We start from the raw sequence: 12170 nt of genomic DNA, 5'->3' as shown, positions 1-12170 counted from the left end.
TTGTACGGGTGCTCGGCCGGGCCCGCGCGTCCCCGTCCGGGCGGGCGCGCGGGTGCCGGTGAGAGGGCCTACGGGTGGAGGTTCCCGGTGAGCTTGGCGCCGCCCTGCTTGTTGCTGCCGGTCAGGGCGCAGGTGTAGTCCCGCCAGCCCTGCTGGTAGTTGACCATCGCCGGGCCGAACTGCCGGCCGTAGTAGGTCTTCCCGTCGGTCTGACGGGCCTTGGCGGCGGCCTCGGCCTCCTTGCAGCCGTCCCGCATGGCGAGGGCGACCTGGATCTCGCCGGTCAGGCCGTCGGCCAGCTTGAGGTCGGCGATCACCTCGCCGTCGTGCTCGCCGGCGCAGGGGCGCTCCTCGGCCTTGGTGATCACCGGGCTCAGCTGCGGGTGGTCGAAGCACGCGCCGACCGGGAAGAAGGCGTACGGCGGCTGCGGCTTGGCCGGGGTGGGTGTCGGCGTGGGCGTCGGGGTCGGGGTGGCCGTGGGGGAGGGCGGGGGCGGTGAGGCGGCCGGCTTCCCGTCGTCCGGCCAGAGCACCGCGGTGGCCACCACCGCGAGCAGGACGACCAGCACGGCGGCGACGGTGAGGACCAGGCCGCGGGACGGACGGGAGGCGGCGGCTGCGGGCGGCGGCTGCTCGGAGGTCATGGCCACGAGAATGGCCCACCCGGCCCCCGCCCGGCAGGCGGTTGGCCGAAATCACCCCCGTACGGGACGGCCGGGACCGCCCCGGCCGCCGGACGACCCCGCCGGAGGCGTGGGGGCGGGCTGACACAATGGGCCCATGTCCACCACACCCACCACCCCCGGCACCACCGCCCTCGCCCCCGAGATCGCCGCCCGGCTCAAGCGCACCGAGGACGGGCTGATCCCGGCCATCGCCCAGCAGTACGACACCGGCGAGGTGCTGATGCTCGGCTGGATGGACGACGAGGCGCTGCACCGCACCCTCACCACCGGCCGCTGCACCTACTGGAGCCGCAGCCGCCGGGAGTACTGGGTGAAGGGGGACACCTCCGGCCACGTCCAGGCGGTCAAGTCGGTGGCCCTCGACTGCGACGGCGACACCCTGCTGGTCAAGGTCGACCAGACCGGCGCGGCCTGCCACACCGGCGACCGCACCTGCTTCGACGCCGACGTGCTGCCGCTCGCCTGACCGCGGCGCGCGCCCGGTCGCAAGAACCCCGCCCCACCCGCACCACCCCGTCCGACTCCGGAACCCCGCAAACTCCAGAAGGTGCCGCCCAGCATGGATCTCGAAGCCTTCCGCAAGCTCGCCGTCGACACCCGGGTCATCCCGGTCACCCGCAGGCTCCTCGCGGACGGCCTCACCCCGATCGGCCTCTACCGCAGCCTCGCCGAGGAACGCCCCGGCACCTTCCTGCTGGAGTCCGCCGAACAGGGCCGCAGCTGGTCGCGCTACTCCTTCGTCGGAGTGCGCAGCGCCGCCGCGCTCACCGTCGGCCCGGACGGCGGGGCCCGCTGGCTCGGCGCCCCGCCGGTCGGCATCCCCACCGGCGGCGACCCGCTGGAGGTGCTGCGCGCCACCCTGGCGGCACTGCACACCCCGCGCCGGGAGGACGACGGCCTGCCCCCGCTCACCGGCGGCCTGGTCGGCTACCTCGGCTACGACATCGTCCGCCGGCTGGAGAAGCTGCCCGACCTCAACCCGGACGACCTGGGCCTGCCCGAGCTGACCCTGCTGCTCGCCACCGACCTCGCGGTGCTCGACCACACCGACGGCACCGTGCTGCTGATCGCCAACGCCGTCAACCACAACGACCTGGCCAGCGGCGTCGACGAAGCCTGGGCGGACGCGGTGGCCCGGCTGGACGCGATGGAGGCCGAGCTGGCCAAGCCGGTCGACCCCGGCCTGGCCACCTTCACCCCGGCCGGCCCCGGCGAGGTCCGCTCGCCGTTCGGCGGCGAGCCCTACCGCGCCGCCGTGGAGGTGGTCAAGGAGCGGATCCGGGCCGGCGAGGCCTTCCAGGTGGTGCCCTCGCAGCGCTTCGAGGCGCCCTGCCCGGCCTCCGCGCTGGACGTCTACCGGGTGCTGCGCACCACCAACCCCAGCCCGTACATGTACCTGTTCCGCTTCCCCGGGCCGGACGGCGGCTCCGAGGGCGGCTTCGACGTGGTGGGCTCCAGCCCGGAGGCGCTGGTCAAGGTCACCGACGGCGAGGCGATGCTGCACCCGATCGCCGGCACCCGGCACCGCGGCGCCACCCCGCACGAGGACGCGGACCTGGCCGCCGAACTGCTCGCCGACCCCAAGGAGCGGGCCGAGCACCTGATGCTGGTGGACCTCGGCCGCAACGACCTCGGACGGGTCTGCGAGCCGGGCAGCGTCGAGGTGGTCGACTTCATGCAGATCGAGCGCTACAGCCACGTGATGCACATCGTGTCGACGGTGACCGGCAAGGTCGCCCCCGGGCGGACCGCCTTCGACGTGCTGACCGCCTGCTTCCCGGCCGGCACCCTCTCCGGCGCGCCCAAGCCGCGGGCGATGCGGATCATCGAGGAGCTGGAGCCCACCCGCCGCGGCCTGTACGGCGGCTGCGTCGGCTACCTGGACTTCGCCGGGGACTCGGACACCGCGATCGCGATCCGCACCGCGGTGCTGCGCGAGGGCACCGCGTACGTGCAGGCCGGCGCGGGCGTGGTCGCCGACTCCGACCCGTACGGCGAGGACGCCGAGTGCCGCAACAAGGCGGCCGCCGTGCTGCGGGCCGTCGCCACCGCCAATACGCTGCGGACGCCGGAACTGTCCTGAGACGCGAGGGAGGCCGCCGGGATGCCCGAGGTGCCGTACGACGAACTGCGCTGGGAGGTCGTGCGCGGCGCCGCCGGACAGCTCGGCGAGCAGCCGGCCGGCCACGGCCGGGTGCTGTCGGGGGTCGCGGTCGACTTCCCGGCGGCCCCCGGCGGCCCCGCCCCGGAGGGCGCGGCGGTGTTCGCCCCCGACGTGGCGGTGCTCGCCCGGGACGCCGTCCGCGGCGAGCGGGGCCGGTTCGGCGCGGCCGGGGTGGAGGCCGTGCTGGAGGTGGCCCGGCCGGGACTGGAGCGGGCGGCGAGGGCGTACGCCCACGGCGGCGTGCCGGTGTACCTGGTGGTCGACCCCACGGCGGCGGTCTGCACCGTGCACACCGCGCCCTCGCCGGACGGGGTGTACCGGGAGGCCGAGCGGGTGCCGTTCGGCAACGACGTGTTCCTCCCGCTCGGCGGCCGCACGGTGGTGCTGCGCACGGACGAGTTCCCCACCCCGGGTGCGGAGCCGGGTGTCGGCCGGGGGATAGTGGACGGGTGACCGCTGAGCAGACCCCCGCCCCCGCCACCTCCAGCCGCCGCACCCTCGGCGTGATGCTGCTGCTGACCGTGCTCAGCGCCGTGCTGGTGCTGACCGCGGCCGGGCGGACCTGGGCCGAGGGCCGGGCCGGCACCCTGGACGTGTCCGTCACCGGCGGCAAGATCTCCGAACTGCCCGGCGGGCTGGCCCTGGTGGGCCTCGCCGCGGCGGTCGCGGTGTTCGCGGTGCGCGGCGCCGGCCGGCTGGCGGTCGGCGCGCTGACCCTGCTGGCCGGGCTCGGCGCGGCCGCCGCCGCGGCCGCCGGGGCGGGGGACACCGGCGCGCTGGACGGCGAGGCCGCCGCCAAGCTGGCGCTGACCGGCTCGGCGGCCACCGAGGTCTCGCACACCGGCTGGCCTTGGGTCGCGGTGGCCGGCGGACTGCTGCTGGCCGTGGCCGGACTGCTCACCCTGCGCCACGGCCGGCGCTGGCCGGCCATGGGCAGCCGCTACGAGGCGCCGACCCGCAAGGCCCCGGCGAAGACCGACACGCCCGGTGACCTGTGGAAGGCGCTGGACCGCGGCGAGGACCCGACGGCCGTCTGAACGGCGCGTGTGACGCGATAGACCCGCCACCCCCTTTGGGCCGCCGGTGTGTGGCCCGGCACAATGGAACCCGTCAACCCGCCGGCGGCCCCGCAGGCCCGGCCGGGCCCCGAGAGCCAAGGAGCACCATTCAGATGGCAGCAGCAGCACACGGTCACACCACCGCCGCCTGGACCGGCGTCGTCATCTCCTTCGTCGGTTTCTGCGCCGCGGGCGTCGCGATGATCCTGCCGTCGGTGCTGTTCGTCTGGGTCAGCCTGGCGGTCGTCCTGCTCGGCGGCGTGGTCGGCAAGGCCATGTCGATGGCGGGGCTGGGCAAGCAGCCGAGCGTCAACGTCTACAAGTCGGCCGAGGAGCAGCTCGCGGCCCGTGAGGCCCGCGCCGCCGTCGCCGCCTGACGCGGGGCTCGTCGCACCACACGTTTGTCGTACATCGGAACGGCGGGCGCGCCACGCCCGCCGTTTCGTCGTGTCCGGGCCCGGCACGGGCAGAATCGGGGCGTGAACGCCGCCCCCACCGCCTCCGCCCCGCCGCCCGTGCTGCGCCGGCTGAGCCCGCCGCTGACCGCGCTGGCGGCGGTGGCCGTCCCCACCGCGTACGTCGCCCTGGTGGACCCGAACGTCCCCGGGCACTACCCCGAGTGCCCGTTCCTGACCGCCACCGGCTGGTGGTGCCCCGGCTGCGGGGGTCTGCGCTGCGTCCACGCGCTGACCCGCGGGGACCTCACCGGGGCCCTGCACGACAACGCCGTCGTGGTGCTGCTGGCCGGGGTGCTGGGGGTGCTCTGGCTGCGCTGGGGCTGGGCCGCGCTGACCGGCGGGCCGCCGCCCAGGATCGTCGTCGGGGCCCGGCGCTGGGCGCTGATCGCCTTGCTGGTCCTGGTGTTCACGGTGGTGCGCAACTCGCCGGTCGGGGCGGGGCTGGCGCCGCCGCTGGTCTGACCGGCCGGCGGGCCGCTGCGGCCCGGCCACGGCCCCCGGGCGTGCCCGAGGACGGCCGGGGAACCCGTGCAGAACCGGTGAACCCGCAGCTGAGGGCCGCCGGAGCCGGCGTCCGGTCCGCGAGACGGGGGCGGAACCGGTGCGCCCGGCGCCCCGGGGTGCCGATACCATCGAAGGGCCGGTGGGCCGCTGCCCGCCGACTCGCGCCGACCAACTGGCTGAAAAGATGGGGGCTCCTGAGTGAGTGTGCTCGACTCGATCATCGAAGGGGTCCGCGAGGACCTCGCCGAGCGGCAGGCCCGGGTCTCCCTGGACGAGCTCAAGGCGCTGGCCGCCAGGGCTCCGGAGGCCAAGGACGGCGTCGCCGCCCTCCGGGGCGACGGGGTGCGGGTGATCTGCGAGGTGAAGCGCTCCAGCCCGTCCAAGGGCGCGCTGGCCTCGATCGCCGATCCGGCCGCCCTGGCGGTCGACTACGCGGCCGGCGGCGCCGCCGCGATCAGCGTGCTGACCGAGCAGCGCCGCTTCGGCGGCTCGCTGGCCGACCTGGACGCCGTCCGCGCCGCGGTGGACACCCCGCTGCTGCGCAAGGACTTCATCGTCACCGCCTACCAGCTGTGGGAGGCCCGGGCGCACGGCGCCGACCTCGCGCTGCTGATCGTCGCGGCCCTCGACCAGCCGGCCCTGGTGTCGCTGATCGAGCGCGCCGAGTCGATCGGCCTCACCCCGCTGGTCGAGGTGCACGACGAGGAGGAGATCAAGCGCGCGGTGGACGCCGGCGCCCGGATCATCGGCGTCAACGCCCGCAACCTCAAGACGCTCGAAGTGGACCGCAACACCTTCGAGAACGTCGCCCACGCCATCCCGGACGGCATCGTCAAGGTCGCCGAGTCCGGCGTGCGCGGCCCGCTGGACGTGATCAACTACGCCAACCTCGGCGCCGACGCGGTGCTGGTCGGCGAGGCCCTGGTGACCGGCAAGGACCCGCGGGCCGCGGTCGCCGACCTGGTCGCCGCCGGGGCCCACCCCGCCGTCCGGCACAAGGACTGACGCCGCCCGATGAAGATCGCCGCCCGACTCGCCCCCGGTTGCCGCCCGCGCGGCTGCCGCGCGCCCGCGCGCCGGGTGCTGGGGCGCCGGGTGCGGTACGTCATCGGCTGCGAGCCCGGGCAGGTGCCGGGGCGGCGATGGCGGGTGACGTCCGGCTGACCGGCCGAAGGACCGGGGCAGCCGACCAGACGTCATCGTCGTCCATCTTCGTCAAGGGAAACCACACCATGTCCGAAAAGGACTACCTGCCCGGTGCCCAGGTGCCGGACGCCCGAGGCTACTTCGGCGCGTACGGCGGCCGCTTCATCCCCGAGGCGCTGGTCGCCGCGGTCGAGCAGGTCGCCGAGGAGTACGAGAAGGCCAAGGCCGACCCGGCGTTCGCCGCCGAGCTCGACGGGCTGCTCAAGGACTACACGGGGCGCCCGAGCCCGCTGACCGACGTGCACCGCTTCTCCGCCGAGGCGGGCGGGGCGCGCGTCCTGCTCAAGCGCGAGGACCTCAACCACACCGGCTCGCACAAGATCAACAACGTGCTGGGCCAGGCGCTGCTCACCAAGCGGATGGGCAAGACCCGGATCATCGCCGAGACCGGCGCGGGCCAGCACGGCGTGGCCACCGCCACCGCCTGCGCGCTGTTCGGCTTCGACTGCACCATCTACATGGGCGAGGTCGACACCGAGCGCCAGGCGCTCAACGTGGCCCGGATGCGGATGCTCGGCGCCGAGGTGGTGGCCGTCAAGTCCGGCAGCCGCACGCTCAAGGACGCCATCAACGAGGCGTTCCGGGACTGGGTCGCCAACGTGGACTCCACCCACTACCTGTTCGGCACCGTGGCCGGGCCGCACCCGTTCCCGATGATGGTCCGTGACTTCCACCGGGTCATCGGCGTGGAGGCGCGGCAGCAGGTGCTGGACCGGACCGGGCGGCTGCCCGACGCGGTCGTGGCCTGCGTGGGCGGCGGCTCCAACGCGATGGGGATCTTCCACGAGTTCATCCCGGACGCCGGGGTGCGGCTGCTCGGCTGCGAGGCCGCCGGCGAGGGGGCCGACACGCCCCGGCACGCGGCCACGCTGACCAAGGGGGACCCGGGGGTGCTGCACGGCTCCCGGACGTACGTCCTCCAGGACGAGGACGGGCAGACCATCGAGTCGCACTCGATCTCGGCCGGGCTGGACTACCCGGGCGTCGGGCCGGAGCACGCCTGGCTGAAGGACACCGGGCGGGCGGAGTACCGGCCGGTCACCGACGACGCCGCGATGCGGGCGCTGCGGCTGCTGTCCCGCACCGAGGGCATCATCCCGGCCATCGAGAGCGCCCACGCGCTCGCCGGGGCGCTGGAGCTGGGCCGCGAGCTCGGGCCGGAGGCGACCATCCTGGTGTCGCTGTCCGGGCGCGGGGACAAGGACATGCACACCGCGGCCGAGTACTTCGGGCTGTACGACGAGAAGGCCGGCTCGGGCGACAGTTCCGCCGAGGGGGGTAAGTGATCATGGCGAGCAAGCTGAGCGGTGTCCTGGCGGCGGCCAAGGCGGAAGGCCGGGCCGCGCTGATCGGCTACCTGCCGGCCGGGTTCCCGACCGTGGACGGCGGCATCCGGGCCGTCGAGGCGCTGATCGAGGGCGGCTGCGACGTGGTCGAGGTCGGCCTGCCGCACTCCGACCCGGTGCTCGACGGGGCGGTCATCCAGACCGCGGACGACATCGCGCTGCGCGGCGGGGTGAGGATCAAGGACGTGCTGCGGACCGTCCGGGAGGTCGCCGCCGCGCACCCCGCGGCCGCGGTGCTGGTGATGACGTACTGGAACCCGGTCGACCGCTACGGGGTGGCCCGCTTCGCGGCCGACCTGGCGGCGGCGGGCGGGGCCGGCTGCATCCTGCCGGACCTGCCGGTGGAGGAGTCCGAGGAGTGGCGCAAGGCGGCGGACGAGCACGGGCTGGACACCGTGTTCGTGGTCGCCCCCAGCAGCAAGGACGCCCGGCTGGCGGAGGTCACGGCGGCGGGCAGCGGCTTCGTCTACGCCGCCGCGGTGATGGGCGTGACCGGCACCCGGTCGGCCGTCGGCTCGATGGCGGAGGACCTGGTCGCGCGGACCCGGGCCACCACCGACCTGCCGGTCTGCGTCGGGCTCGGGGTCTCGGACGCGGCGCAGGCGGCGGAGGTCGCGCGGTTCGCCGACGGGGTGATCGTGGGATCGGCGTTCGTCAAGCGCATCCTGGCCGCGGGCGAGGACGAGGCGGCGGCGCTGGACGCGGTGCGGGCCCTGGCCGGGGAGCTGGCCTCGGGCGTGCGCCGGCACTGACGGGACACGCCCAGGCGGCCCCCCGCTCCTTCGGGAGCGGGGGGCCGCCTGCGTTCGGGCGGGCTTCGAAGCGGGGGGTGGACCCGAACGGGTGAACAAGGGGCGGGGACACGCATCGGCCGGGGTTGGGGACCGTTGAGTGGAGGGACGAGTGCACGGACGTGTGCGGGGGGTGACGGGGGCGAGCGGGAAGGGGTGAGCCGGTGGCTGGTCTCCAACGGGCCGTGCTGCTGCGGGCGGCGGCGGCCGGGGTGGCACTCGGCTGCGCGGTCGGGGTGCACACGGAGGTGGGGCACGCCCTGGCCAAGCGGGGGGCCGAGCGGGCGGAGCGGGAGGCGGTGGCCTGCGCGGAGGCGGCCCGGCACCCCGAACTGTTCGAGGCGGGGTGGCTGACGGGGTGTCGATGACGTACGGGCGTTCGGACCATTCGGACGGAACGTCACTCATCCGGCTTAATTCCTGAATCCGGAGGAACCACCCCTCCGTCCGCGCGGTTCCTCAGGGAGTGAACGAGTATCCCGAGGGGGTTTCCCTGATGGCCGCGCAGCCCGGTGGCCCCGCGCCCACGCCCGCGGCGCGGCGACCGGTGCCCGCCTGGAGCGAGTGGCTCGGCACCGCCGTCCGGCTCGGCCTCGCGGTGGTCTGGGGGTGGGCCGGACTGGCCAAGGTCTCCGATCCGGCGGAGGCCGCCCAGGCCGTCCGGGCCTACGAGATCCTGCCCGAGGGCCTGGTCAAGCCGATCGGCTACGGCCTGCCCTTCCTGGAGCTGGCGCTCGCCCTGCTGCTGGTGGTCGGCCTCGGCGTCCGGCTGGTCGCCGGGGTCTCCGCGCTGCTCCTGCTCGTCTTCATCGCCGGGATCGCCTCCGCCTGGGCGCGCGGCATCTCGATCGACTGCGGCTGCTTCGGCGGCGGCGGGCACGTCGACGAGTCCCGGACGGAGTACCTCCAGGAGATCCTGCGCGACACCGGATTCCTGGTGCTGGCCGGGTGGCTGCTGTGGCGGCCCCGCACCCGGCTGTCGGCCGACGGCTGGCTGGCGAGCTGACCCCCACATCCCTGCACCCGACGAAGGCTCCCCGACCGTGGATGTCAAGGCAATGAGCGAGAAGAACCGAGAAGGCAAGCGCACCGCCCGCGAGCGGATGCTGGAACAGCGGGCGGCCGAGGAGGTGTCCTCCCGGCGCAGGAAGAAGCTGGTCGTCGGCGGCTCCGTGCTCGCCGTGATCGCCGCCGCCGTGATCGCCGGCGTCGTGGTGCAGAACCAGCGCTCCAAGCCGGAGACCCCGGTCGCCGCCCCCGCCGGGACGATCGGCGACAAGAACCTGGTCATCCCGGTCGGCGCCGGCAACGCCCCCTCCGTCCTCACCGTCTACGAGGACCCGCGCTGCCCCGCCTGCGGCACCTTCGAGCGCGAGTTCTCGGCGACCATCGACCAGCTGGAGGACGCCGGGAAGATCTTCACCAACTACCACATCGTGTCGTTCATCGACCGGGCCGTGCCGGGCAAGGGCTCCAGGACGGGCGCCAACGCGCTGGGCTGTGCCCAGGACGCCGGGCACTTCCGGGACCTCCACGACGTGCTGTACCGCAACCAGCCGGACGAGACCAACGACGCCTTCGGCGACAAGGCCGTGCTGCTGAACCTGGCCAAGCAGGTCAACGGCCTGGACACCCCCGGATTCCAGTCCTGCGTCAAGGACAACAAGTTCGGCGGGTGGGTCTCCGCGGTGCAGCAGGACTTCGACAAGTCCAGCTTCAAGTCCACCCCGACGGTGCTGCTCAACGGCCAGCCGATCTACCCCAGGAACGGCGGCGGCGAGGAGATCACGCCGGCGAACCTGGTGAAGTGGGTGGACGCCGCGAACGAGGGCAAGCAGCTCGGCACGGCGGGCTCGCACGGACAGACGCCGGCCCCCACCAGCACCGCTTCGGAGGCCAACAACCCGTCGCCGAACGCCGGCTGAGCCCACCACGCCGCGCCGCCCCCTCCCCGTCCGGAGGGGGCGGCGCCGTCCCGTTGTTCGGATTCTGTGACCCCGGAGGTGTCCGACGGGGCCGCCGGACCCTGTAGCGTCGGAACCGCCATGGATATCGCCTACATTCCCAGCCCGTCGCGGGGCGTCCTGCACCTCGGACCGATCCCGCTGCGCGCTTACGCCTTCTGCATCATCCTCGGTGTCCTCCTCGCCGTCTGGCTCGGCAGCAGGCGTTGGGTCGCCCGGGGCGGTGCCAAGCACACCGTCGGCGACATCGCGGTGTGGGCCGTGCCGTTCGGCCTCGTCGGCGGACGCCTCTACCACGTGATCACCGACGGCGGCCGACTGTACTTCGCCGACGGGAAGAACCCCTGGGACGCCCTCAAGATCTGGCAGGGCGGCCTCGGCATCTGGGGCGCGATCACGCTGGGCGCGGTCGGCGCCTGGATCGGCGCCCGCCGGCGCGGCGTGCCGCTGCCCGCGTACGCCGACGCCATCGCGCCGGGCATCGCGCTCGCGCAGGCGGTGGGCCGCTGGGGCAACTACTTCAACCAGGAGCTCTACGGCCGGTCCACCACCCTGCCGTGGGGCCTGGAGATCCACAAGACGCTGCCCGGCGGCGAGGTCGAGCAGGGCGTCTACCACCCGACCTTCCTGTACGAGTCGCTCTGGTGCGTCGGCGTCGCGCTGCTGGTCATGTGGGCGGACCGCCGCTTCGAGCTGGGCCACGGCCGGGCGTTCGCGGTGTACGTGGCCGCGTACACCGCCGGCCGGTTCTGGATCGAGTGGCTGCGCATCGACGACGCGCACGTCTACTTCGGCCTGCGGCTGAACGACTGGGTGTCCATCGCGGTGTTCCTCGGCGCGGTGGCGTACATCGTGATCGTGGGCAGGAAGCGGCCCGGGCGGGAGGATCCGGCGAGCATCGACCCGGCCGCGCGGGCGGAGCAGGACGCCGAGGACGGCGACAAGGGCGTGAAGGTGGCGAAGTCGGCCGGGGAGAAGGCCGACGGGATGACCGGCGGGAAGCCGGTGACGACCGCCGAGGCGGCCGGAAAGGACGCCGGGAACCCGATCTGACCTGGGCCTTCCCCCATCGGGGCCACCCCTCGCGAGGCTCGCGAAGGGTGGCCCCGATGGTGTTCGGACAGCCTTACTTTGCTGGAAATGCCCAGGTCAGCCCAGCTACGGTCAAGGCGGACGAACCGACACAGGAGGGGAACGACGATGAGCGCGATCACTGTGGAGCCCGACGCCGGACACCAGCCCCGGATACCCGCGGCCGACCACCACCGGGACGTCAACGGGGGCTGGCTGCGCCCGGCCGTGTTCGGGGCGGTGGACGGGCTGGTCTCCAACTTCGCCCTGATGACCGGCGTGGTCGGCGGCGCGGTGTCCAACGGGACGGTGATCCTCACCGGGCTGGCGGGCCTGGCGGCCGGCGCCTGCTCGATGGCGGCGGGGGAGTACACCTCGGTGGCCTCGCAGCGGGAGCTGGTGCAGGCCGAGATCGAGGTCGAGCGGCTGGAGCTGACCCGCAACCCGCACGGCGAGCTGGCCGAACTGGCCCAGCTGTACGTCTCGCGCGGGGTGGACCCGGAGCTGGCCCACGAGGTGGCCCGGCAGCTGTCCGCGGACCCGGAGCTGGCCCTGGAGGTGCACGCCCGCGAGGAGCTGGGCATCGACCCGACCGACCTGCCCTCGCCGCTGGTCGCGGCCGGCTCGTCATTCCTGTGCTTCGCGCTCGGCGCGCTGCTGCCGCTGCTGCCCTACCTGCTGGGGGCGACCACGCTGCTGCCCGCCCTGCTGCTGGCCGCCGCCGGGCTGTTCCTCTGCGGCGCCGTGGTGGCCCGGGTGACGGCGCGCAGCTGGTGGTTCAGCGGGCTGCGGCAGCTGGTCCTGGGCGGGGCGGCGGCCGGGGTGACCTACCTGCTCGGGTGGCTGATCGGCGGGCACCTGGGATGAGCCGGAGGTATGCATGACTATGCTGCCGAGTGCGTGACGTTTCACACATGAGGGT

General features: G+C 74.3%; 16 protein-coding genes. 15 read left to right on the top strand and 1 reads right to left on the bottom strand.

The window, feature by feature from the left end:
- Positions 1 to 68: 68 nt before the first annotated feature.
- A complete protein-coding gene (locus ACZ55U_RS07420; RefSeq protein WP_465523403.1) occupies positions 69 to 644 on the bottom strand; it encodes a hypothetical protein in 576 nt (191 codons plus the stop codon).
- Between the two features lie 136 nt (positions 645 to 780).
- On the opposite strand from ACZ55U_RS07420, the gene hisI reads away from it, so the two are divergent.
- The 15 genes from hisI to ACZ55U_RS07345 all read left to right on the top strand — a co-directional run bounded on the left by hisI (position 781) and on the right by ACZ55U_RS07345 (position 12115).
- Positions 781 to 1152 carry a phosphoribosyl-AMP cyclohydrolase gene (gene hisI / locus ACZ55U_RS07415; protein WP_465523401.1) on the top strand — a complete coding sequence of 124 codons (372 nt, stop codon included), beginning with the start codon at positions 781 to 783 and terminating at the stop codon, positions 1150 to 1152.
- A gap of 93 nt (positions 1153 to 1245) precedes the next feature.
- Positions 1246 to 2769 carry an anthranilate synthase component I gene (locus ACZ55U_RS07410; protein WP_465523399.1) on the top strand — a complete coding sequence of 508 codons (1524 nt, stop codon included), beginning with the start codon at positions 1246 to 1248 and terminating at the stop codon, positions 2767 to 2769.
- A 21-nt stretch (positions 2770 to 2790) separates the two neighbouring features.
- Positions 2791 to 3303 (top strand): Uma2 family endonuclease, encoded by a 513-nt coding sequence (locus ACZ55U_RS07405; RefSeq protein WP_465523397.1) that lies wholly within the window; start codon positions 2791 to 2793, stop codon positions 3301 to 3303.
- A complete protein-coding gene (locus tag ACZ55U_RS07400; RefSeq protein ID WP_465523395.1) occupies positions 3300 to 3887 on the top strand; it encodes a TIGR02234 family membrane protein in 588 nt (195 codons plus the stop codon). Before ACZ55U_RS07405 ends, ACZ55U_RS07400 begins: the two co-directional genes overlap by 4 nt.
- A gap of 134 nt (positions 3888 to 4021) precedes the next feature.
- A complete protein-coding gene (locus ACZ55U_RS07395) occupies positions 4022 to 4285 on the top strand; it encodes an HGxxPAAW family protein (RefSeq protein WP_465523393.1) in 264 nt (87 codons plus the stop codon).
- 102 nt (positions 4286 to 4387) lie between these two features.
- Positions 4388 to 4828 (top strand): DUF2752 domain-containing protein, encoded by a 441-nt coding sequence (locus ACZ55U_RS07390; protein WP_465523391.1) that lies wholly within the window; start codon positions 4388 to 4390, stop codon positions 4826 to 4828.
- 240 nt (positions 4829 to 5068) lie between these two features.
- Positions 5069 to 5875 (top strand): indole-3-glycerol phosphate synthase TrpC, encoded by an 807-nt coding sequence (gene trpC, locus ACZ55U_RS07385; protein ID WP_465523389.1) that lies wholly within the window; start codon positions 5069 to 5071, stop codon positions 5873 to 5875.
- Between the two features lie 9 nt (positions 5876 to 5884).
- Complete coding sequence (gene trpM, locus ACZ55U_RS07380; RefSeq protein WP_188296911.1) at positions 5885 to 6034, top strand: tryptophan biosynthesis modulator TrpM; 150 nt, start codon at positions 5885 to 5887, stop codon at positions 6032 to 6034.
- 68 nt (positions 6035 to 6102) lie between these two features.
- On the top strand, positions 6103 to 7362 hold the full coding sequence (gene trpB, locus ACZ55U_RS07375; protein ID WP_465523388.1) for a tryptophan synthase subunit beta: 1260 nt from the start codon (positions 6103 to 6105) through the stop codon (positions 7360 to 7362).
- Between the two features lie 2 nt (positions 7363 to 7364).
- Positions 7365 to 8174 carry a tryptophan synthase subunit alpha gene (gene trpA, locus ACZ55U_RS07370; protein ID WP_465523387.1) on the top strand — a complete coding sequence of 270 codons (810 nt, stop codon included), beginning with the start codon at positions 7365 to 7367 and terminating at the stop codon, positions 8172 to 8174.
- Between the two features lie 203 nt (positions 8175 to 8377).
- Positions 8378 to 8581, top strand: coding sequence for a hypothetical protein (locus ACZ55U_RS07365; RefSeq protein WP_465523386.1), 204 nt, complete (start codon positions 8378 to 8380; stop codon positions 8579 to 8581).
- Between the two features lie 128 nt (positions 8582 to 8709).
- Positions 8710 to 9219, top strand: a complete 510-nt coding sequence (locus tag ACZ55U_RS07360) for a MauE/DoxX family redox-associated membrane protein (protein ID WP_465523385.1) — start codon at positions 8710 to 8712, stop codon at positions 9217 to 9219.
- 52 nt (positions 9220 to 9271) lie between these two features.
- Entirely contained in the window at positions 9272 to 10138 is an 867-nt protein-coding gene (locus tag ACZ55U_RS07355) for a DsbA family protein (protein WP_465523383.1), read from the top strand.
- Positions 10139 to 10258: 120 nt separating this feature from the next.
- The gene (lgt, locus tag ACZ55U_RS07350; RefSeq protein ID WP_465523381.1) at positions 10259 to 11230 is read left to right on the top strand and encodes a prolipoprotein diacylglyceryl transferase; all 972 of its coding nucleotides are present in this window, start codon (positions 10259 to 10261) and stop codon (positions 11228 to 11230) included.
- A gap of 147 nt (positions 11231 to 11377) precedes the next feature.
- Positions 11378 to 12115, top strand: a complete 738-nt coding sequence (locus ACZ55U_RS07345) for a VIT1/CCC1 transporter family protein (protein ID WP_465523379.1) — start codon at positions 11378 to 11380, stop codon at positions 12113 to 12115.
- Positions 12116 to 12170: the final 55 nt, after the last annotated feature.

The organism is Kitasatospora sp. NPDC034533, from assembly GCF_055575155.1.
The sequence above is the reverse complement of the archived record's forward strand: the minus strand, read 5'-3'. Positions and strand labels throughout refer to the sequence as shown.